Origin of the sequence: Parapedobacter tibetensis (genome assembly GCF_024704835.1) — a bacterium.
Lineage (GTDB): Bacteria > Bacteroidota > Bacteroidia > Sphingobacteriales > Sphingobacteriaceae > Parapedobacter > Parapedobacter tibetensis.
In genome coordinates this window covers 70,143-91,925 of sequence record NZ_JAMXBE010000012.1, presented here as the reverse complement: position 1 = coordinate 91,925, position 21,783 = coordinate 70,143, and the positions used below count along the sequence as shown (strand labels likewise).

19 protein-coding genes are annotated in these 21,783 nt (G+C 43.5%); 16 read left to right on the top strand and 3 right to left on the bottom strand.

All coding sequences use genetic code 11. The features are described from left to right. Positions 1-78 precede the first annotated feature (78 nt). The 4 genes from NF543_RS17985 to NF543_RS17970 all read left to right on the top strand — a co-directional run bounded on the left by NF543_RS17985 (position 79) and on the right by NF543_RS17970 (position 6,568). Positions 79-2,514, top strand: a complete 2,436-nt coding sequence (locus NF543_RS17985) for a lantibiotic dehydratase (protein WP_257957526.1) — start codon at positions 79-81, stop codon at positions 2,512-2,514. Between the two features lie 212 nt (positions 2,515-2,726). Next, positions 2,727-3,596, top strand: coding sequence for a glycosyltransferase family 2 protein (locus NF543_RS17980; protein ID WP_257957525.1), 870 nt, complete (start codon positions 2,727-2,729; stop codon positions 3,594-3,596). A gap of 73 nt (positions 3,597-3,669) precedes the next feature. Continuing rightward, positions 3,670-4,080, top strand: a complete 411-nt coding sequence (locus NF543_RS17975; RefSeq protein WP_257669565.1) for a hypothetical protein — start codon at positions 3,670-3,672, stop codon at positions 4,078-4,080. A gap of 295 nt (positions 4,081-4,375) precedes the next feature. Then, a complete protein-coding gene (locus tag NF543_RS17970; RefSeq protein WP_257669564.1) occupies positions 4,376-6,568 on the top strand; it encodes a S41 family peptidase in 2,193 nt (730 codons plus the stop codon). 29 nt (positions 6,569-6,597) lie between these two features. On the opposite strand, the gene carB is transcribed toward NF543_RS17970, so the two are convergent. After that, a complete protein-coding gene (gene carB, locus NF543_RS17965; protein ID WP_257669563.1) occupies positions 6,598-9,414 on the bottom strand; it encodes a carbamoyl-phosphate synthase large subunit in 2,817 nt (938 codons plus the stop codon). 279 nt (positions 9,415-9,693) lie between these two features. Between carB and NF543_RS17960 the strand changes: the two genes are divergently transcribed. From NF543_RS17960 to NF543_RS17950, 3 genes are all read left to right on the top strand, one after another. Further along, the gene (locus tag NF543_RS17960; protein WP_257669562.1) at positions 9,694-10,200 is read left to right on the top strand and encodes a hypothetical protein; all 507 of its coding nucleotides are present in this window, start codon (positions 9,694-9,696) and stop codon (positions 10,198-10,200) included. 92 nt (positions 10,201-10,292) lie between these two features. Further along, a complete protein-coding gene (gene pnuC / locus NF543_RS17955) occupies positions 10,293-10,898 on the top strand; it encodes a nicotinamide riboside transporter PnuC (protein ID WP_257669561.1) in 606 nt (201 codons plus the stop codon). Continuing rightward, positions 10,880-11,416, top strand: coding sequence for an AAA family ATPase (locus NF543_RS17950; protein ID WP_257669560.1), 537 nt, complete (start codon positions 10,880-10,882; stop codon positions 11,414-11,416). The genes pnuC and NF543_RS17950 overlap by 19 nt, the downstream gene beginning before the upstream one ends. Before the next feature lie 65 nt (positions 11,417-11,481). Here the strand turns inward: NF543_RS17950 and ahcY are convergent, their stop codons facing one another. After that, positions 11,482-12,798, bottom strand: a complete 1,317-nt coding sequence (gene ahcY, locus NF543_RS17945; protein WP_257669559.1) for an adenosylhomocysteinase — start codon at positions 12,796-12,798, stop codon at positions 11,482-11,484. A gap of 179 nt (positions 12,799-12,977) precedes the next feature. On the opposite strand from ahcY, the gene NF543_RS17940 reads away from it, so the two are divergent. Next, on the top strand, positions 12,978-13,388 hold the full coding sequence (locus tag NF543_RS17940; RefSeq protein WP_257669558.1) for a BrxA/BrxB family bacilliredoxin: 411 nt from the start codon (positions 12,978-12,980) through the stop codon (positions 13,386-13,388). 91 nt (positions 13,389-13,479) lie between these two features. Here the strand turns inward: NF543_RS17940 and NF543_RS17935 are convergent, their stop codons facing one another. After that, entirely contained in the window at positions 13,480-15,060 is a 1,581-nt protein-coding gene (locus NF543_RS17935; protein WP_257669557.1) for a trypsin-like peptidase domain-containing protein, read from the bottom strand. A 201-nt stretch (positions 15,061-15,261) separates the two neighbouring features. Here NF543_RS17935 and dapF point away from each other — a divergent pair, with 201 nt between their 5' ends. The 8 genes from dapF (at position 15,262) to atpG (ending at position 21,602) form a co-directional block, all read left to right on the top strand. Beyond that, entirely contained in the window at positions 15,262-16,050 is a 789-nt protein-coding gene (dapF, locus tag NF543_RS17930) for a diaminopimelate epimerase (RefSeq protein WP_257669556.1), read from the top strand. A 43-nt stretch (positions 16,051-16,093) separates the two neighbouring features. After that, complete coding sequence (locus NF543_RS17925; RefSeq protein WP_257669555.1) at positions 16,094-16,441, top strand: hypothetical protein; 348 nt, start codon at positions 16,094-16,096, stop codon at positions 16,439-16,441. 14 nt (positions 16,442-16,455) lie between these two features. Then, positions 16,456-17,541 carry a F0F1 ATP synthase subunit A gene (gene atpB, locus NF543_RS17920; RefSeq protein WP_257669554.1) on the top strand — a complete coding sequence of 362 codons (1,086 nt, stop codon included), beginning with the start codon at positions 16,456-16,458 and terminating at the stop codon, positions 17,539-17,541. A 47-nt stretch (positions 17,542-17,588) separates the two neighbouring features. After that, positions 17,589-17,795, top strand: a complete 207-nt coding sequence (gene atpE, locus NF543_RS17915) for an ATP synthase F0 subunit C (protein WP_257669553.1) — start codon at positions 17,589-17,591, stop codon at positions 17,793-17,795. 97 nt (positions 17,796-17,892) lie between these two features. Then, on the top strand, positions 17,893-18,393 hold the full coding sequence (locus tag NF543_RS17910) for a F0F1 ATP synthase subunit B (protein WP_257669552.1): 501 nt from the start codon (positions 17,893-17,895) through the stop codon (positions 18,391-18,393). Between the two features lie 29 nt (positions 18,394-18,422). Then, on the top strand, positions 18,423-18,971 hold the full coding sequence (gene atpH / locus NF543_RS17905; RefSeq protein ID WP_257669551.1) for an ATP synthase F1 subunit delta: 549 nt from the start codon (positions 18,423-18,425) through the stop codon (positions 18,969-18,971). A 63-nt stretch (positions 18,972-19,034) separates the two neighbouring features. Further along, positions 19,035-20,609: a F0F1 ATP synthase subunit alpha gene (gene atpA / locus NF543_RS17900; protein WP_257669550.1), complete on the top strand. Its 1,575-nt coding sequence runs from the start codon at positions 19,035-19,037 to the stop codon at positions 20,607-20,609. A 108-nt stretch (positions 20,610-20,717) separates the two neighbouring features. Beyond that, positions 20,718-21,602: an ATP synthase F1 subunit gamma gene (gene atpG / locus NF543_RS17895; RefSeq protein ID WP_257669549.1), complete on the top strand. Its 885-nt coding sequence runs from the start codon at positions 20,718-20,720 to the stop codon at positions 21,600-21,602. Positions 21,603-21,783: the final 181 nt, after the last annotated feature.

The window sequence follows — 21,783 nt, the reverse complement described above, 5'->3', positions numbered from 1 at the left end:
GTTTTCATGAGAACTACATTTCCATTAATCTTCGGGCGACAAGGAGGTGCTAGTACCAACTTATTGGATTTTTTAACAATGAAACAAGGCTATGAAGAGTGTAATTCCATTACATCACTTAACTTGGAAGCTGACGCTTTGAAACAGACCGTTGTTAATATTCTCTTCGATTTAATTGGTAAAGAATCAAACGATACTGCTAGAAATATTCTTTTATCCTTGAAAAGAGACGTATTCAATAATCGCGATCTCGCAAAATACAGTGGTATAGTAAGTGACTATGACGATCTAAAAAAGGCCATCGATTTGTATATTTCTTGCTCATTCCAAGTAGCCAGTAAGAAAGAGCAATTTGAAATAAGCTTTAAAAATCAGTTAAGAAAAAGTGTTAACACAATTAGAGAGAGCTGGGGACAACATTTCTTGGCTAACGGAATCTTATTTTCTTCTAATGTTCTATACGAAGAAATCAGAAAAACACTACCTAAAGACTCTAAAATAGACAAAAGCAACAAGAATCTTTTAATTGCAATAACAAAATACTTTATAAGAAGCGTTACGAAAACCACCCCGTTTAGCAGCTTAAATAGCGTGTTTGTATTGGAGTTGAAGGAAAAACGATACAAAAAAGTCGACTTTAATCAACAAGAATCTAGAATTCAAATTTCTAATTTAATATTTTTTCGCGTCAAAGAAATATTGCTTGGAAATAAGAATTTTGTTCGACATTTGATCGTAAAACCTAATTCAGCAATTTGCAAAGAAATAGAAGATGATGAATTCTTTCATTTTTTTGTTAATGTCAAGAATAACGAGTATTTCAAAAAAGCGAAAAAAAATGCTGTCGTTATAGCGATTATTGAGCTTGCTAAACAATCGGTTCATCATCGCGATTTGGAAGATTTAATAGCTATTAAATATCCTCAGGGAGAGGAAACGATCGGTGAATTTTTAAACGCGTTGATAGACGTGGGAATTCTGATCCTCCAATTCCCAGTAGCAATAGACAACATGGAGTGGGTCAATAGTCTGATAGACTTTATTGACAGAAATAAGCTAAACCTCGATTTAGAAGTATTGAAAGTGCGTAGCTTTTTAGTGCTTCTTAGGTCTACCGTGCTTTCCTTGGAGTCAACGCATGATATTTCTAAGCGCAGGCAATATATGGATGATTGCTCCCGACAAATTAGCAAAGCACTGAATTTTGACGGAACTTGCGATTATTTAAATAAGTTGGTCCTTTCAAAAAATTTATTCTACGAAAATGTTTTCACCACATCTGATGTTGAACTGGAAAGTATACACATTGAGGCGGTGCAGGATAGGATACGAGAGGTTTTTTTTGCATTAAACTGTATTTCTTTGAAAGAAAGAAGTATAAGTTTTCTTTATCGGTACATGGTGCAAAATGGAGTTAAAAGAATGCCATTATTGGAGGCGTACACTGAGATTTATCTGAAGAATAAAAAAGCAATCGACAGCGAGAATGTGGATTTTGATGCTGCCAATGTTATACTCGATAAGCTTCTTGCCGAACTTGCAAAAGGAGATGGTGACCGTCCAATAGATATTTCGTCTTTTGTAGACCGATCATCAATCGTAATTGATAACAATATAAAGTTTGGGGCATTTGTGCAATTCATTAATAATAAATTTGAGGACGTTATTATTAATTCTTTTTCCGGCGGATTTGGATCTAATGTGTCTAGATATCTGGGGTTTTGCCCTACTAATGTTTTAGAAAGATGTCGCGAATACGTAATTAATTGCGAAAAAGACTCAATGGTTGCTGATGTTAGGGACGCTTCTATCCATAATTCAAATTCTTTTCCAATTTTAGCAAATTATACTATAGATATCGCTTCTTCGGATACTGATTCGAATGAAGATATTCCCCTAAACTCCTTGTTTTTAGCTGTTTGTGACGATAACAAGGTAAGAATTATCAATGGAGACGGAGTAGTCGTTAAACCGGTGAATTTTTCTATGGAAGCAGTACATAGGAAATCAAAATTTACACAATTTTTGGATTTATTCAACAGCACAGACCTTTTTGGGTACAGCTATTTAATGCAAAGAATTGGCGATTTTTTAATCAACTCCGCGTTTAGTTGTAATGTTCACATGAGCCCCAGAATTATATTCGACAGAAAAATAATTCTAAAACGGAAGCAATGGCATATTAAGGTGGATTATTTGCGATCTTACATAGGCGTCTTCGAAGAGCGTCCTGAAGTTTTTTGTTTAAAATTGAATGCATTTATTCGCGATTATTCTATTCCCAGCGAAGTCTTTGTTAAATTCTCGCACACACGAAAGCGGAATGATGGTCAGTCTTATGATAGTTATAAGCCTTTTTACATAAACTTCGTTGCGCCGTTATCAATATTGGTCTTCATGAATATGCTTAATAAGAGTGACAGCGTGCTAGAATTATCTGAAGTGCTGCCCGCTCTTCCTTCTGCGACTGAAAGCTCCCCGGGCCGAGTTAGGGAGTACGTAATGAGTCTATAATTGTTTACGTTTACAGAAGGCTGCAACATAGTATCGACCTAATTACTATAGTCTTAGAGCCTTGAACTACGTATACATGCTCGTTTATCAAAATTGATTTGTAAATTAATAACCTGGGACATTTAGTGTGGCTTTCACGCATAAGATAAATAAACAGACGATCATTTTAAGTACAAATATTACTATAACGTATGGACAATTTACATAATACGATGTACAACGAAAATAACACTGTTACCGTAATACTTACCGTTTGGAAACGAAATCATTTGGAGGAACAAATTGAATCAATGTTATCACAGACGGTAACGCCTAATGCAATATGGGTATATCAATGTAAAAATTATGTCGATGTTTCCGCTACTTTGGCAAAGTTCCCGTTCGTCGAACATTTACATTCTTCGGTTGACCTTAAATATTTCGGTCGCTTTTCATTGGCCCGATATGTTAAGACAAATTATGTCTGGATATTGGACGACGACGTTATCCCCTCTTCTAACTGGCTAATAAAATCGTTGCAGTTGTGCGAAAAAGAAAATGCAATTATAAGTAGTGCAGGTAGAATTATCCCAAAAGGAGACTATTTCCCTGAGCGGCTAGAAAATGTTAACCAGTTCTTTTTCGGAGATGTCCCAAGGCAAGGTTCGCAGAATCTTTGTTTCAAAAATACAGTTGTTGACTTTGGTTGTAATGGTTGGCTTTTTAAACGCCAATGGCTAGACTATTTTTGGAGTGCGAGTCCATTTACCCTTGAGACTGCAGAAGACATGCACTTATCTGCAATGTGCAAAATCAAGGCGGGTATACGAACAATAGTTCCAAAGCAGACCAGTGAGGAGACAAGTGGGAATCTGAAAATTCAATATGGTCTAGATGAATATGCCTCCTGGTTGAGAGGAGGTTTTTTTGATGAAAGAAATGAAGTTCTACATTATTTAATAGACCACCTGGCATGGCGTCCGTTACTCTGGGAACGTAATCTTAAAAAAGAAGTCTATAGATTCACGTTGCAATCGATAAAGCTCGGAAGACAGGTATTGAAGAAAATCAGGGCTATCCTGATAGCTTTTAGTACTAGGTAACGTTTTTCACCGGACTGAGTTTTTATTGAATATTTTACCTCTGTATTTTAAATCGTCAGTTAAATTTGATACGTTGATAGAGCGCTACATTTTTCTTCAAACTATCCAAAACGTATTACCGCACATAACCAGCCAAAAGAGAAAAGCGGAATGTGAGGACTTAATTAAAGACATTTCCATAAATTGTCGAGCACGATCCTCCAATGAAAACCCACGTGCTGAATATTATAAGGCTGTACTATTTGACCTATTATATGAAAATTACTATACAATCGATAAGCTGAATTTCGTAGAAAAAGTATTTTCATGGGCTGACAAAGAACAATTTATAACGCAAAAGACAAACTCAGAAAATGGCACTGCAGAGTACATTGATAATTTAACTGGAGATTGTGGGATAGGCCATGGCCTAGCTGGAATGGGATTGGCTTTGATTCAGCTTGCTGGGACTAATGATCGATTTTTGGAGAAGAGCATTCGATAGAGGACAGTTATAAATTCAGTCATAAATATTGGTATGCTTATACCTCGTCAGGGAAAAGAATCACTGAGCTCATCATCCCCTGTTATATCACCTAAATTGGGGTAGTATTTCCCACAATTTAGGTGTGAAGGAGGAATAGGATTTTTATTTTCCTTTGTCTTGTTAATCGCTTCGTTCGATATTTCAATAGCTCGACAAGCTAACAGCCTATTGTTCCTAAGGAGGATTAAAGAAGAAAAAAGTTTAAACGAGTTCAATATAAGCTAGCCATAAAGAAAAAATAATCAAAACAGTTATGACCATTCGTTATTCAATTATCTTTTTCCTCGCGTTCATCAACCAGATTTGTTTTTCCCAACAAGTCATTTTTGAGGGGCCATGGGAATACAAGGACCAGGTTAGAAATGGAACATTACATACCACCTCAGGTAACCACGAACCGATTGAATGGACCAACAAAAATGCACCCGATACGACGTACATCACCAAAACATTCCGTTTCAAGGATCTCGAAAAAGGAGGAATGACACTGCGCTTTCGTATCGATAGCATGGCGTTATTCGATACGACATCCAATATTTCGGTCATCATTATCGGCACCCATAACAAAACCTTTCCGATTTACGTAAACTTACCATTGAGTAAGTCGGCGATGTATCCTTCTACGGAACAAGCTATCAATATAGTCGTCGACACGCCGGTCGACTCAATGGCCATACACTTTATGCTGACTGGTAGGTCTGCCATGCGCTTGTCAAAGGTTCATTCTACCCTCACACAGGGCGAATATACCAAGGAGTGGCAGCGGCAATACGCACAACGCGTTGAAGACCCTTCCTTCCGCAAACAACTAGCTGTAATGGGAAAGGTTTGGGGATTGCTTAAATACCATGGGCCTAACATCAGCAATGACGATATGGATTGGGATCAAGTTTTGATCCATAGCCTCGACAGTCTGTTCGGTTCAAACACGAAGAACAATTCCAAGGGAATCATTGACCGTTGGCTTCAGCTTGCTTATCCGGATACTGCGGCTATTGTCGGGAAAACTATACGCACGTTTACCGATGCCGAACGGATCAACATAGATGACGCATGGATCGAGCAAAACGATGTGCTTGATGGACAGACGCGATCCTTGTTGAGCAAAGCAAGAAACCATTATCAGCCATTCGCCAACAAATACGTCGCCACCTGGGATGCTGCAGACGAACGCATCAGTCCAAGGGATGGTGCGGCTCAGTTTTTTGAGGAAAAACGCCATGGGAATCCGGTTCCGACCGCAAATGAACGGATATTGATGCTGTTTAGGTACTGGAACATTATCCAATACTATTACCCTTATAAATACACGGTAGCCGATAAGTGGGACACGATACTGGAACAAATGATCCCGGTATTTGTCAATGCGACTACCGGCAACGCTTATGGTCGTGCCCTGCTTCGATTGAATGCCGCAATTAATGATGCCCACACCGCGCTCCCATGCCGTGCATCGACGGTGACTTCTACTGTATTCAACGGTTTTACGCCTATGATGCCTGTTAAACTCCGTGTACTGAACGGCGAAGTATATGTAAAACAGGTGAGCCCCGCATTCCAGGCCGCTACAGGTTTGCAGAAAGGAAGTCGTATACTGAAAATCAATAACCGTCCCATAGCAGCGCATATCGCACTACTGGCCGAACACATTAGTACCGGCCGGGACGATGTTTTGGAACACATTATAAACGGCAATGAAGTACAAGGTGAATTATTGAGTTATATGCCGGTCGTCAATGATTCCATCCGGTTGGTCTATCTAACGGATTCGGTGCAACAGGATGTTGGCTTTCGGTTTGATCCGTCTATGTTCGCAGACGCGATGAAGCTCATGAAAGATGCTAAAAAGCCCAGTCACTTTGCAGCAGCGCACAAGGGCGTATGGCGGGTGAACGATACGACGCTTTATCTCAACAGTGGTTATTGGGAAAAACAATTTGATGACGTTGGTTTGCTCAAAAATGTAAAGAAGCTCATTATCGATATGCGAGACCGTCCCAAAGCTAATTATAATTGGAACTTTTTATTTAAAGAGCAAGAGGAATTTGTGAGGTTCTCAATGCCCATTCGAGTTCCGGGTTACGTGAAAGTAGTCCCCCAAGCCATATCCCCAAACAAAGATTATTTGTTCTCCGGAAAGGTAGTGGTGCTGGTTTCGGAAAATAGTAAGAGCTATCCGGAAACCGTCACCATGCAGCTGAAAGCCGGGGTAGAAGATGCGGTATTTATCGGGAGAAATACCTGCGGATCAAACGGAAATGTGACCTGGATTCCGGTAGTGGGCGTAAATAAGTATAAACTCGCGTTCTCAGGGGCACGGGTTATGTTTCCGAATGGGACAGAGACACAAAATGTCGGCATCGCCCCGGATATTGAGGTGAAAAGAACCCTTGAAGAACTTTTAAGAGACCAGGACGTGATTCTCAAGCAGGCTATTAGTTTGTAAGAAAGGGTTATACTTTATGATTAATTATCTTACTTACTCAAATACATCGATTTCTTCGCGTACATTTCCCTGAAAAATGGATCCTCTAAATCCTTGATGAAGCGAATGGCCTCACCAGTCGATTTCATTTCCGGCCCCAACTGTTTATCCACATCCGGGAACTTATCAAAGGAGAATATTGGTTCTTTGATAGCATACCCGGTTAGCTTGCGCTCAATGGTAAAATCCTTCAGTTTGTTTGCGCCAAGCATCACTTTGGTAGCAATATTGATATAAGGTACATCATATGCCTTCGCGATAAAAGGAACGGTACGTGATGCCCGTGGGTTGGCTTCTATCACATATACTTTTTCGTCCTTTATCGCAAACTGGATATTGAGCAGTCCGCTTACATTCAATGCTTTGGCCAGTTTTATGGTATATTCTTCCATTTTTTGTTGCACAGCTGCTGGCAAACTGAACGGGGGCAATACGGCACTGGAATCGCCAGAGTGGATACCAGCGGGTTCGATGTGTTCCATCATACCGATGATGTGGACATCTTCGCCATCGCAGATGGAATCGGATTCTGCCTCCTCGGCGCGGTCGAGGAAATGATCGATCAACACCCGGTTGCCGGGTAAATTGCGCAGGAGTTTAACAACAGCCGTTTCAAGTTCTTCGTCGTTGATAACGATGCTCATTCGCTCCCCACCTAGCACATAGCTGGGGCGAACCAGCACTGGGTAACCCACCTCTTTGGCCACTTGAAGTGCTTCTTCGGCACTTTCAGCCACACCGTATTGGGGGTAGGGGATATCCAATTCCTTCAACAGATCGGAGAAGCTGCCGCGGTCTTCGGCCAAATCCATGTTCTGGAATGAGGTGCCGATGATTTTGATGCCATTGGTTTCCAGCTGCTCGGCCATCTTCAGGGCGGTTTGCCCACCTAGCTGCACGATGACGCCTTCCGGTTTTTCCAGCTCAATGATTTCACGGACATGCTCCCAATAAACGGGTTCAAAGTAGAGCTTGTCTGCCATATTGAAATCTGTGGACACCGTTTCCGGGTTACAGTTGATCATGATGGCTTCATACCCGGCCTCTTTGGCGGCCAGCAGACCATGCACGCATGAGTAATCAAACTCGATACCTTGCCCAATTCGATTGGGACCGGAGCCAAGCACGATAATTTTCTTCTTATCTGATGCGATGGACTCATTTTCATGTTCAAACGTGGAGTAGTAATATGGGGTCTGCGCTTGAAATTCAGCAGCGCAGGTATCTACCATCTTATACACCCGCTTGATGCCCAATTGTACGCGTCGGTTGTATACATCATCTTCAGAGACATTGCCAAGCAGCCAAGCGATTTGCACATCCGAATACCCTTTTTGCTTCAGCGATAGGAAGAAATCTTTTGGGATGTTGTACAGCTGGTAGCGACGCAATTCGGTTTCCAAGAGCACCAGCTCTTGGATTTGCGATAAGAACCATTTGTCGATATGGGTAATCTTGCGAATGGATTCAAGGGGCACGCCTAACTCAAAAGCATCCTTGATATGGAAGAGGCGGTCGCTGCTCGGATGTTCGAGGCTGTACATGATTTCTTCTAGGTTCCGGATTTGCTTCCCATCGGCTCCAAGTCCATGGCGGCCAGTTTCCAGGCTTTGGCAGGCCTTCTGCAGGGCTTCGATGAACGTGCGGCCAATGGCCATCACTTCACCCACGGATTTCATCTGTAGGCCAAGTTCCCGGTTAGCTCCCTTGAATTTGGCAAAATTCCAACGGGGAACCTTTACAATCACATAGTCGAGCGTGGGTTCGAAGTAAGCCGAGGTGGTTTTGGTAATCTGATTTTCAATTTCGTCAAGGTTGTAGCCAATCGCCAGTTTGGATGCAATCTTGGCAATGGGATATCCGGTGGCTTTGGAAGCCAATGCGGAAGAACGTGATACACGCGGATTGATTTCGATAGCAATGATGTCTTCATTTTCCGGATTGACGGAAAATTGTACGTTACACCCTCCGGCGAAATTGCCAATGGCACGCATCATCTGGATGGCTTGATTACGCATATCTTGGTAGCAGCGGTCACTTAGTGTCATGCCCGGGGCTACGGTAATCGAGTCGCCTGTATGGATACCCATCGGGTCGAAGTTCTCGATAGTACAAATGATGATTACATTATCATTGCTATCGCGGAGCAACTCCAATTCGAATTCCTTCCAACCTAATACGGCCTGCTCTACCAATACCTCATGCGTAGGCGATGCTTGCAGCCCACGGCTGAGTGCTACCTCAAAATCTTCCTTTTTATGGACAAAGCCACCACCGGTGCCTCCCAAGGTGTAGGACGGCCGGATAACTAAAGGAAAACCAATCTCCTGGGCTGCTTCTTTTCCCTCAAGGAATGAATTGGCGATTTTGGATTTGGCCACGCCGATACCGATATCTACCATGAGTTTCCTAAACGCTTCACGGTTTTCGGTTTTTTCGATGGCGGCCACATCTACTCCAATAATTTCTATGTTGTATTTTTTCCAAAGACCACGTTCATCAGCTTCAATGCATAGGTTGAGCGCTGTCTGTCCGCCCATGGTAGGCAGTACAGCGTCTATGTGCTGCTCCTGCAAGATGGTTTCGATACTCTCGCATGTCAAGGGCAGCAAATACACATGATCGGCAATAACTTTGTCGGTCATGATGGTAGCTGGGTTGGAGTTGATGATGGATACTTTAATTCCTTCCTCTTTAAGTGAAAGGGCAGCCTGAGAACCAGAATAGTCAAATTCGCAAGCTTGTCCGATGACAATTGGGCCTGAGCCGATGATCAATACAGAATTAATGGAGGTGTTTCTGGGCATTATATGGAGAAAAATGTTAACAATTTCCAACTATTTTATGGCGCCAAAACAGTGAGAAAGCCCGGGGAATCTTGGTAGGATATTCCGACTGTTTTGTCGGAGTGCAAAGATACATTTTTTTATGAAATAAACGATTAATTATTTTTGATGAAGCGATTTCTATCCTACCACTTTTTAGGTATTTTGTTAGCCGTCACTAACTTTTTTTTTCAGAATGCGAATAAAAGTCTACTTTTGGGAATTAAAAATAGGGAGATAATATTAATTAGAAATTACATTATGAAAATTAAATTGACGTTGTTAGCTTTTTTCGCTGTATGTACCATGACGGTGTCTGCACAAAGTGATTACAAAAATTCAATTGGTATCCGCTTAGGTTCGGGGTATTATGATGCTGTCGCCGTTGCTTTCAAGACATTCATCAGCCAACCGGGTGCTTTAGAGTTTGACCTGGGATTCCGGCCTTATTCAGGGTGGGCCAAGCGGACAAACCTTTCTTTTTCTGGTGCGTACCAACATCATTTTCCCATCGGAGACATTGCAGGATTCAAATGGTTCGTAGGTGGAGGTGTTGTGCTATCCAATACCTTTTCTGATGTTGATGACGTAGATGGCTTCAATGCTGGAATTTATCCAACAGGCGGTGTGGACTACAAGTTAAAAAATGCACCCTTTGCTTTTTCAGCAGACATCAGACCTACAATCCATATCGTGAACGGCTCTGACTTTCGAGGCCGTGAAAATTTTTACGCCAATGGAGGTGTGACCGCAAGGTACACGTTTTAATGGTTAAAAGATAAAAAGTGCAATGGCCAGCCAATTCGTTTGGTTGGCCATTTTTGTGTCAGCTATTGCCAAAGAACGATCTTGGACAAATTATGGATGTCTCTTTTTTCGAGCTGTTAGTTGACCAATTCCGGCAGACATCTGCTCTGGAGTGGTTTGGAACCATCACAGGCTTTGTTTGTGTGTATCTTGCTGCTCGTCAGCATATCCTCAATTGGCCGATCAGTATACTCAGTGTTTCTGCATATGCTATACTATTTTATCAAAGTAAGCTATATGGCGATGCTGCACTGCAGTTTTATTTTCTTGGTACGGCTATATATGGATGGTACTATTGGGCAAAAAGAGACACGCAGGATATGAAACCAATTGTGTCACTGAGTACCAAACAGATTACCGGCGTAGTGGCGCTCACCACCGTATTGGCCTTTTTGCTGGGATTGTTTTTAAGCCATTTTACCGATACGGATGTGCCTTTTATAGACGGCACCTGTACGGCGCTCAGTTTTGTGGCCCAATTTCTCATGTCACGAAAAGTACTGCAAAACTGGTTGCTTTGGATTATTGTTGATATTTGCTATATTCCATTATATGTATATAAGGGATTAACACTGACTGCGGTATTGTACTTGGCTTTTGCCATCATCGCATATACCGGATACCGGGACTGGAGGAAGACATGGATAGCAAGCAACTGATAAAAATAGCGGTTGTCGGGCCCGAATCAACGGGCAAATCGAGCATTGCCGAACAGTTGGCCCGTCATTACGGCACTGTATGCGTGCCGGAATATGCGCGTGAATACTGTCGACATCTAAACCGCGAATACACGCTACAGGATGAAATGAACATGTTCTATGGCCAATTGGCCTTGGAGCGGAGCCTGCTGCCCCTTGCACAGAACAACCTCCTGATATGCGATACCATGTTCCTCACGATGAAGGTATGGTGCGACCACCTTTTTGGCCATACACCCCGCGAGATACACGAAGCACTGGAAACACCTAGTTATGAGTTTTACCTCTTGATGGATATCGACTTGCCTTGGGTGGATGATCCATTACGAGATTTTCCGGACCTTAGGGAGCATTTCATGCAGGTATGGCATCGCGAATTACAGGCAATCGGAGCGAACTATGCGGTTGTGTCGGGATTGAGGGAGGAGCGGTTTACGCATGCACTGGAAGCGGTCACACGGTTCCTCGCCAATTTGTAGATTTGCCAATTCGCACATTCGTGAATAAGCGAGTGTACGAATCGGCAAATAAGCGAATAAGCAAATCAATACCGATAATGCTCGGGTTTATAAGGCCCCTCTACCGGTACGCCAATATATTCCGCCTGATGGGGTTCCAAGATATCCAGCTCAACACCGATTTTCGCCAAATGCAGACGGGCTACCTTTTCATCCAGATGCTTGGGGAGTGTATATACCTTGTTTTCGTAGTTACCAGTGTTGGTCCATAATTCAATTTGGGCCAATGTTTGATTAGTAAACGAATTGCTCATCACAAATGATGGATGCCCTGTGGCGCAACCGAGGTTGACCAAACGGCCTTCGGCCAACAAGATGACATCTTTTCCCTCAATCGTATATTTATCTACTTGGGGTTTGATTTCGACTTTGGTATGGCCGTAATTCTGGTTGAGCCAAGCCACATCGATTTCGTTGTCGAAGTGGCCGATATTGCACACTACAGTCTTGTCTTTTAGGGTTTTGAAATGCTCGCCACGCACGATGTCACGGTTACCGGTGGTAGTAACCACGATGTCCGCTTCCTTGACAGCATTGGCAAATTTCTTTACTTCAAACCCTTCCATGGCGGCTTGCAGCGCACATATGGGATCTATTTCGGTGACGATAACCCGCACGCCTGCACTACGCAGCGACTCGGCCGAGCCTTTGCCCACATCGCCGTATCCAGCTACCACGGCAACTTTGCCAGCCAACATAAGATCTGTGGCGCGGCGGATGGCATCAACCAATGACTCGCGGCAACCGTATTTGTTGTCAAATTTGGATTTGGTGACGGAATCATTCACATTGATGGCCGGGAGGTGCAACGTGCCATTTTTCATACGTTCATATAAGCGATGTACACCGGTGGTGGTTTCCTCGGAAAGCCCCTTGATGCCTTCAATCAGTTCGGGATATTTGTCGAATACCATGTTAGTAAGGTCGCCACCATCATCCAATATCATGTTGAGGGGTTTCCGTTCTTCACCAAAGAAAAGGGTTTGTTCGATGCACCAATTGAATTCTTCCTCAGTCAGGCCTTTCCAAGCATAAACCGGAACACCGGTAACGGCGATGGCGGCGGCGGCATGATCCTGTGTGGAGAAAATGTTGCAGGACGACCAAGTGACTTCGGCTCCCAATTCGATAAGGGTTTCAATGAGCACGGCCGTTTGGATGGTCATGTGCAAGCAACCGGCGATGCGGGCACCCTTCAATGGCTTTGAAGCTCCGAATTCTTCACGGAGTGCCATGAGACCCGGCATTTCGGCTTCGGCCAATTCGATTTCCTTGCGGCCCCATTCGGCGAGGCTAATGTCTTTTACTTTGTAAGGGATGTATGAAGTTTCTATTGATGACATGGTTTCACGTTTTATTGAATGGCAAAATTACCTTATTTGATGCTGAATACCAAACGTTGACAGGCATCACATCACAAAATCTGACATTCATTTGAGACAAGGCATTTGTTTAGGGTCATGATGTAGTGTATCTTTGCACATTGAAATAGTTGTTAAACTAAAAGAAAGGACTAAACACGATGTATCCAGAATACTTGGTAGCGCCGATGCGCAAAGAATTGACCGATGTAGGTTTCGAAGAATTGAAAACACCGGAGGAAGTTGAGACGGTCATTAAACAAGACGGAACAGTTTTCGTAGTTGTCAATTCAGTATGTGGCTGTGCGGCTGCTAATGCCCGCCCTGCTGCGATTACCGCCGTCAAAAATGAGAAACACCCAGACAAGGTGGTGACAGTTTTTGCAGGGATGGAGAAAGACGCGGTTGACGCGGCTCGCTCATACATGCTGCCTTATCCACCATCTTCACCTGCCATGGCCTTGTTCAAGGACGGTAAATTGGTGCACATGATTGAGCGCCACCAGATCGAAGGCCGCCCCGCACAAATGATTGCTGATAATTTAGTGGCAGCATTTGATGAATATTGCTAGTATTGCCGTTTAAATTTTTGAGTTAATAAAAAAACCATCCCGAATTTTCGGGATGGTTTTTTTATGGGTCTGAATTTGGTTTCGTTGCCGATTAATATTCAATCGGTATATTCAGCTCCACGCGGCTGCCGCGTTGCGGTACACCTACAATCCTTACGATGTTGCGTTCGGAGTCGGCCAAAGCCGCTTCCACAGCGTCCGCATTGTTGACGGGTTTACCATTAATATGGGTAATGACCAATCCACGTTGTACATTAAAGTAGTCGAACAGTCCTCCACGATGCACTTGCGTTACGACCACACCAGATGATATCCCTAGCTCCTTTTTCTTCGCATCGGTAGCGGGCACAAACCCAGCCCCCAGCTTGTTGTATATTTCCGTTGCGCTACGCGTTGCGGCAGTTTCTTTTTCAGCTGCGGCTGCAGAAGAGCGGGTATCTTCCTTCAAGGTAACCGTTACATCCCGTTCCTTGCCGTCACGTTTGTAAGTCAATTTCACCTTGTCGCCTGGGCGTAAACGGTAGATGCGTTCTTGCAATTCAGCAGACGAGGTGATGGTACGGCCCTCTAGTTTGGTGATGATGTCTCCCGCTTTGATTCCTGCTTCTACAGCAGCACCTTTTTCCGTTACACCGTTTACATAGAGGCCATTAATATCTTCAATGCCTAATTCCTTGGCTGCTGATGGGTTCAACTCCCTAAACGTAATGCCAATCAAACCGCGTTTTACCTCTCCAAACTTTACAAAATCATCCGAAATTTTCTTTACAATGTTTACCGGTACGGCAAATCCATAGCCCGCGTAGTACCCTGAAGGCGACATGATGTTGGAGTTGATGCCGATCAATTCGCCATTGGCATTGACCAATGCACCCCCACTGTTGCCTTTGTTAATGACCGCATCGGTTTGGATAAAGGATTCTACGGCATTTGCGATAAACTCTTCCTGTTCATTTTGCGGTTGGCGATAGCCTTGTTGTTGCTGATCCCGCTGATATTGCTGGTATTGTTCGGCCCGGATAATACCGGTGGAACGCCCTGTAGCACTTACGATACCGGCAGTAACGGTGGATTCCAATCCCAAAGGATATCCCACAGCCAATACCCATTCCCCAATGCGAACCTCGTCCGAATCACCCAACTTGGCAAAAGACAGGTTTTTGGCGTTAATTTTAATCAATGCAATATCCGTATTCGGATCCCTACCGATTACCTTGGCTTCCAATACACGTTTATCGGTCAGCGTAACCTCAATTTTATCGGCGTCTACTACCACATGGTTATTGGTCACGATATACCCATCGTCTGAGATGATCACTCCCGAGCCCGTTGCCTGGGCTGGTTGCGCGCGTTGTTGCCGTTGTCGGGGCATGCCAAAAAATTCCTCGAACAAATCAAGAGGGTCCTGTCCGCCTCCCCCTCTGGATTGGCGTGCAGCATAAGTGGTTTTAATATTGACCACCGCAGGGGCTACTACCGCCGCCGCCTGGGTGAAATCCGGGTTTCCGGTAGACGATACCACATTCGGAACCGGATCATTGGCATAATGTAATTCTTGTCTTTCTTCAAAAGACATTTTGCTTTCCTGTTTGTTTTCAAACAATTTGTAACCGCCCAATGCAATCAAGCCTCCTGTGAGTGCGGTCAATAATGTTAATCCTAATTTTTTCATGATATTTCCAATCGTTATAAGTCGAAAATTTTTGCTGTTGCAAAATGATGTTCAAATGTAATACCATTTGTCACACCAAAGCAAATGTATGGCTGCACTTTTCTGTTAAATAATGTTAAAGCAAATAAATGGGAAACACCTTGTTGCTTTTCACTTAACGTGCTGAAATATTGAACGGATATAATTACCTTTGGCCCTCCAATGGAAACACATTTGTTCTATAAATACCAGGGCGCTGGCAACGATTTTATTGTTATTGACAACCGAAATGGGCTGTTTGATAGGAATAACGCGGATTTGGTGCATCGCCTTTGCGATAGAAAGTTTGGTATAGGAGGGGATGGATTGATGCTATTGCAGCATGCAGCAGGTTATGATTTTGAAATGGTATACTACAATGCCGATGGACGCGAAGGAAGCATGTGTGGCAATGGTGGGCGCTGTATTGTAGCCTTTGCACGGGATCTAGGACTCATTGACCGTGAAGCTGACTTTTTGGCAGCTGACGGTGGGCATCGTGCTTATATGCATGATCAACAGGGATGGATAAGCCTGCAGATGATCGATGTAAATGAAATCAAACAGGACGGTGATGCCTATATAGTCAATACCGGTTCGCCACATTACATCAAGCTGGTAGATGGCCTTAATCTCTTCCCCGTGGTTGAAGAAGGACGTAAAATCCGTTATAGTAATGCTTATCGGAGTGAAGGCATAAATGTGAATTTCGTAGAGGCTGACGGCTTGGGTTATTTTGTCCGCACGTATGAACGTGGCGTGGAGGATGAGACGTTGGCATGCGGAACGGGTGCCACGGCTGTGGCGTTGGCCATGGCTTGGCATGAAAGTAAGGATGGTGAATTGGAAACCCCCATACGGGTGGCAGGAGGAAATCTGAATATCCGTTTTTCCAAAAAAGGGAGCCTCTTTACACAGGTGTTTTTAGTGGGGCCTGCTGAATTTGTTTTCGAAGGTAAGGTTGCTTGGTGACATGAGACTTCCCCGTTTTTTGATATACTACCATGTGTTTGCTTTGCTTGTGGCATTACTAGCTGTGGGATTACAACACGTCGTTGATCCTACAATAATACTTAGTCCCCATTTTTGGTTGCTTTTTACCGTGGTTTTTATCCTTACGCTGGTGGCCTATGTGTTGAGCGATTTGGGCATCCGCAAAGGAGAAGAATTATCTGTTTACGGTCCCATTGCCGGACTTTTCGTCAAGCTACTCGCTTGCTTGGCCGTAGTAGCCATATTAATAATTAAATTCCCTGAAAATAAGGTTCTTACAGCCCTTAACTTTTTTTCACTATATTTCTTGTTTACGGTCTTTGAAGTTATATGTTTGTTGCGTAACTTGCGCGACCAAAAGAAATCTTAAAAAATTGGGAATAGATGAATTTTAGGCACTTTTTCAACTCAAAAAAAATCACCTTCACAGCAATTTTCGTTGTTTTTGCCATATTTTCAACTGTAAGAGCCGCCAATAGTATTTCCGTTGATAGTGCCGCCGTTGTTGCCCAAGGAGCTCATGGGGAGGAGAAATTTAACCCGACTGAGATCATCATGGAGCATATCAGTGATGCCCATGATTGGCATATTTGGGGAGATTTATCGCTTCCGCTACCGATCATATTATATACGGATAAAGGATTTGAGTTTTTCTCTTCGGGACAGTTCCATCATGGAACGCATGATTATGAAGGAAAGCATTATACCTATAGGTTGGTAGATAAGAAAAAAATCTGGGTGGTGGGAGCCAATGGGGAAGTTGATGAAGCAGCCTCAGGCCGTGTTTGGGATTTTTCAATCACTAAGAACGTCGCTTCCATGTTCTTATCGGTGTTTATATTAGTCTTGTTGTTTTCGTCTGTTGCCAGGACCTACAAAAAGCGAGAAGGTAAAGCACCTAAGGGATTCCAGTCACTTATCGAGCCTATTATATTGTTTGTGCGTGACGATATTGCTAAGCCAAACATCGGCCATAAATATGCCCGGTTCATGCCTTTATTATTGACCATTTTCTTTTTTATTTGGTTTAACAACTTATTGGGATTGATACCGATTTTTCCGGGAGCGGCCAACGTGACGGGAAATATTGCGACCACGTTGGTTTTGGCGCTAGTTGTTTTGGTCGTAGTCAATGTCAATGGTAATAAATATTATTGGAAGCATATCCTCATGCCTGATGTGCCTTGGTGGCTGTATCCAATCATGATTCCTGTTGAATTGGTAGGCGTGATTTCTAAGCCATTCGCATTGATGATTCGTTTGTTTGCCAACATCACTGCTGGCCACATCGTTATTCTGAGCCTTATTTCGTTGATATTTGTCTTTCAATCATTGGCAGTAGCTCCAATTTCATTGGCTTTTGTGTTATTCATGAATGTATTGGAACTGTTGGTTGCATTTTTACAGGCATTCATTTTTACGTTGCTCACCTCCTTGTTTATCGGGATGGCTATAGAGGAGCATCATTGATTTTAGTAAATACTTAATAGATCAATATACATTAAATTAAATTAGTTATGGTAGGTTCAATTGCGGCACTTGGTGCTGGATTAGCGGTTATCGGTGCCGGTATCGGTATCGGACAGGTGGGTGGCAAAGCGGTAGAAGGTATCGCGCGTCAGCCTGAAGCTGCTTCAAAAATTCAGACAGCTATGATTATCGCTGCGGCACTTGTAGAAGGTGCGGCACTTTTTGCAATCGTAGTGTCTTTGATGGGATTGTAATCCATCATAAGTTGCTGAATGGAAAAAAAGCCGGGCTCCTAACGATTGGTTTTGCTCCCGGCTTTTATTTACACAACGTAGAAATTAAGAACTGAATATGAGTTTTGATATTGGTAATCCAAGTTATGGATTGGTATTTTGGACATTAATTGCTTTTTTGCTGCTGTTGGTGCTGTTACGGAAATTCGCATGGAAGCCAATTATCCAGGCGTTGAATGAGCGGGAAACCTCCATCGAAAATGCCTTGGCATCCGCCGAAAAGGCAAAGGAGGAAATGGCACGGCTATCTAATGAAAACGAGCAGTTGCTTAAGCAAGCTCGTGTCGAACGGGATACAATTCTTAAAGAAGCCAAAGAACTTAAGGACCAAATTGTGACGGATGCTAAAGTACAAGCGCAAACCGAAGGGGCCAAGTTGATTGAACAGGCAAAAAAAGAAATCGACGATCAGAAGAAACGGGCAATGGCCGAAGTGAAAAACCAAGTGTCTTCGCTTGCTATAGATATTGCGCGCACAGTGCTTCAAAAGGAATTTGAAGACAACAAAAAGCAAGAGGCTTTGGTGGCAGACTTGCTGAAGGACGTAAAATTGAATTAATAGGCCCCTGAAGCTAATCGCATAACGATATGTCAGAGTTTAAAGTTGCATCACGGTACGCAAAATCATTGATTGATTTGGCGCAGGAGCAAGGTAGCCTTGAAACCGTAAAAGGGGATATGGCGCAATTCATAGCGGTATTGCGTGCCAGTAAGGAGCTGCAGGCTGTGCTTAAGAATCCAATCATAAAACAGGATAAGAAGAGCAAGATTCTAGATGCATTGTTCGAAGCAAAGATACACCCCTCTATAACGGCATTTTTCCACATCATGGTACGAAAAGGCCGCGCCGGTATATTGTATGCCACAGCACAGGAATTTATCCGCGAATACAATGAGGTGAAAGGTATTGTAAAAGCGACCGTAGCATCAGCCGTGGCATTTTCGCCTGAGCATCTTGATATACTGGAAAAAATAATTGCCAGCGAAATTAATGCAAAAATAATTTTAAAAAATAAGGTAGACGCCACATTGATTGGTGGGTTTATAATTACTGTGGGTGATAAGCAAATCGATGCTAGCATAGCCGGTAAACTCCATAAGCTCGAACGCCATTTTAAATCCCAAGTTGTTAATTGATGAACTTCCAAAGATGGGAGTCAAAAAAAAGTTAAATAGCAAAAAACCCCTAATAATAGACAAATGATAGAGGTAAGACCAGATGAAGTATCGGCAATTTTGAGAGAACAATTGTCGGGCTTTAAATCAGCAGCCGAACTCGAAGAAGTAGGTACCGTATTACAAGTGGGTGACGGTATCGCTCGTATTTACGGCTTGACCAAGGTTCAGTCGGGTGAACTGGTTGAATTTGATAGTGGATTGCAAGGTATCGTATTAAACCTTGAAGAGGACAATGTAGGTGTTGTACTTCTTGGCCAATCGGATGAAATAAAGGAGGGAGACACCATCAAACGTACACGCCGCATTGCTTCCATTAAAGTGGGTGAAGGTATGCTGGGTCGTGTGGTGAATACATTGGGGCAACCCATAGATGGCAAGGGTCCTATCTTAGGCCAAACCTATGAAATGCCTATCGAACGCAAAGCGCCGGGTGTCATCTTCCGTCAACCGGTAAACGAGCCATTGCAAACAGGTATCAAAGCGATTGACGCCATGATTCCGATTGGACGTGGTCAACGTGAATTGGTTATTGGCGACCGCCAAACAGGTAAAACAGCTGTTTGTATAGATACCATCATCAACCAAAAAGAGTTTTACGATGCAGGTGAACCGGTATTCTGTATCTATGTGGCTATCGGCCAAAAGAATTCCACGGTAGCCAATATTGTGCGTACACTGGATGAAAATGGGGCCATGCCTTACACCGTTGTGGTGGCAGCGTCTGCGGCAGACCCAGCGCCTATGCAATTTTATGCGCCCATGGCGGGAGCCGCTATCGGTGAATTTTTCCGCGATACGGGCCGTCCGGCCTTGATTATCTATGACGACTTGTCGAAACAGGCCGTAGCCTATCGTGAGGTGTCACTATTGTTGCGCCGTCCCCCAGGTCGCGAAGCCTATCCTGGTGATGTATTCTACCTGCATAGCCGCCTTTTGGAACGTGCTGCGAAGATCAATGGGTCAGATGCAATTGCCAAGAACATGAATGATTTGCCCGATTCCATTAAAGACATCGTGAAAGGTGGTGGGTCACTAACAGCGCTACCGATTATCGAAACCCAAGCAGGTGACGTATCGGCTTACATTCCCACTAACGTGATTTCCATTACTGATGGCCAGATTTTCTTGGAATCCAATCTCTTCAATGCTGGGGTGCGTCCAGCGATCAACGTAGGTATCTCGGTATCACGTGTGGGTGGCAACGCGCAAATCAAATCCATGAAGAAAGTGGCAGGTACATTAAAGCTGGACCAAGCGCAGTACCGTGAATTGGAAGCATTTTCAAAATTCGGTTCGGACCTAGACACGGCTACCAAAGCGGTGTTGGATAAAGGTGTGCGTAATGTGGAAATTCTCAAGCAAGGACAGTTTTCACCCGTTGCCGTTGAAAAGCAAGTCGCTATTATTTATGCCGGTGTAAAAGGCTTGTTCCGTAGCGTCCCGGTAAATAAAGTAAAGGAATTTGAAGCGGAGTACCTCCAACAATTAGAACAGCGCCATCCCGAAGTGTTGAAAGCATTGAAAGCAGGTAAATTCACGGACGAACTTACTAATGTAATGGATACTGTGGCCAAAGAGTTGGCTGGAAAATATTAATAATTTAGACATGAGACATTAGATTTGAGATTTGAGATTTTTGATATGGGATTTTTGCTGATATTTTCCATGTCTCACATCTCATATCTCACATCTCACATCTAAGATATGGCAAACTTAAAAGAAGTAAGGAACCGGATCACATCGGTCAGCTCCACACAGCAGATTACCAAGGCCATGAAAATGGTTTCGGCCGCCAAACTCAAGCGTGCTACGAATGCCATTGTGCAATTGCGGCCCTATGCCAACAAGTTGAGGGAGATTTTGGCCAGTGTCTCTGCGAGTGTGGAAGGTAGCGCTTCTCCATACACGGTCGACCGCAAGCCAAACCAGGTATTAGTGGTGGTGATTGCCTCCAATAGAGGGTTGGCTGGGGCGTTCAACGCGAATGCGATGAAGACCGCCAACCGGCTGATTGCCGAGAAGTACGGTGAACAGCTTAAGGCAGGAAATGTAAGCATCATTGCCATTGGAAAAAGAGCCCAGGATTATTACCAAAGGCGCAAGTACCGTGTAATAGGTGATAACAGCGAATTGTTTATGGCGCTTAATTTCGAAAACACGTCGAAGATTACCGAGGCCATCATGAAGGGGTTTTCGGATGGCGACTATGACCGTGTAGAGTTGGTATACAACCAGTTCAAAAATGCAGCTGTACAAATCCTTACCACCGAACAACTGCTCCCTTTATTGCCTACAACAGTAGGATTGGACCAACCAAAGTCGGAAGTGGATTACATCATTGAACCATCCAAAGAAAAAATCATTGAGGAATTGATTCCAAAAGCCATCAAGACGCAGCTATTTAAGGCGGTGCTGGATTCGCATGCTGCTGAGCATGGCGCGCGGATGACAGCAATGGATAAGGCTACCGACAATGCAGGAGAGTTATTGAAAGCACTTAAATTATCCTATAATCAGGCTCGGCAAGCCGCTATTACCACTGAGCTTACGGAAATCGTAAGTGGCGCGGCCGCATTATCCAATGGATAGTTTCAATCAGATGATAGCATAATGAAGGGGCCTGACGGCCCCTTTTTTTGCAGCCACGGAGTATCAATTTTTGGAAGAGAAATATGCAACCATTAAAAATACCTGAAAATAGGTATTGCTGTATAGCAAACAAATGTAGTACTTTTGTGTTATAAGCTCCACAAGGTGATTCAATGCGCCT

Bases quoted from the DNA above. Each gene is read 5' to 3' on its own strand.
- NF543_RS17985 (WP_257957526.1), top strand. From the start codon at position 79: ATGAAACAAGGCTATGAAGAGTGTAATTCCATTACATCACTTAACTTG.
- NF543_RS17980 (WP_257957525.1), top strand. From the start codon at position 2,727: ATGTACAACGAAAATAACACTGTTACCGTAATACTTACCGTTTGGAAA.
- NF543_RS17970 (WP_257669564.1), top strand. From the start codon at position 4,376: ATGACCATTCGTTATTCAATTATCTTTTTCCTCGCGTTCATCAACCAG.
- carB (WP_257669563.1), bottom strand. From the start codon at position 9,414: ATGCCCAGAAACACCTCCATTAATTCTGTATTGATCATCGGCTCAGGC.
- NF543_RS17960 (WP_257669562.1), top strand. From the start codon at position 9,694: ATGAAAATTAAATTGACGTTGTTAGCTTTTTTCGCTGTATGTACCATG.
- pnuC (WP_257669561.1), top strand. From the start codon at position 10,293: ATGGATGTCTCTTTTTTCGAGCTGTTAGTTGACCAATTCCGGCAGACA.
- NF543_RS17950 (WP_257669560.1), top strand. From the start codon at position 10,880: ATGGATAGCAAGCAACTGATAAAAATAGCGGTTGTCGGGCCCGAATCA.
- ahcY (WP_257669559.1), bottom strand. From the start codon at position 12,798: ATGTCATCAATAGAAACTTCATACATCCCTTACAAAGTAAAAGACATT.
- NF543_RS17940 (WP_257669558.1), top strand. From the start codon at position 12,978: ATGTATCCAGAATACTTGGTAGCGCCGATGCGCAAAGAATTGACCGAT.
- NF543_RS17935 (WP_257669557.1), bottom strand. From the start codon at position 15,060: ATGAAAAAATTAGGATTAACATTATTGACCGCACTCACAGGAGGCTTG.
- dapF (WP_257669556.1), top strand. From the start codon at position 15,262: ATGGAAACACATTTGTTCTATAAATACCAGGGCGCTGGCAACGATTTT.
- atpB (WP_257669554.1), top strand. From the start codon at position 16,456: ATGAATTTTAGGCACTTTTTCAACTCAAAAAAAATCACCTTCACAGCA.
- atpE (WP_257669553.1), top strand. From the start codon at position 17,589: ATGGTAGGTTCAATTGCGGCACTTGGTGCTGGATTAGCGGTTATCGGT.
- NF543_RS17910 (WP_257669552.1), top strand. From the start codon at position 17,893: ATGAGTTTTGATATTGGTAATCCAAGTTATGGATTGGTATTTTGGACA.
- atpH (WP_257669551.1), top strand. From the start codon at position 18,423: ATGTCAGAGTTTAAAGTTGCATCACGGTACGCAAAATCATTGATTGAT.
- atpA (WP_257669550.1), top strand. From the start codon at position 19,035: ATGATAGAGGTAAGACCAGATGAAGTATCGGCAATTTTGAGAGAACAA.
- atpG (WP_257669549.1), top strand. From the start codon at position 20,718: ATGGCAAACTTAAAAGAAGTAAGGAACCGGATCACATCGGTCAGCTCC.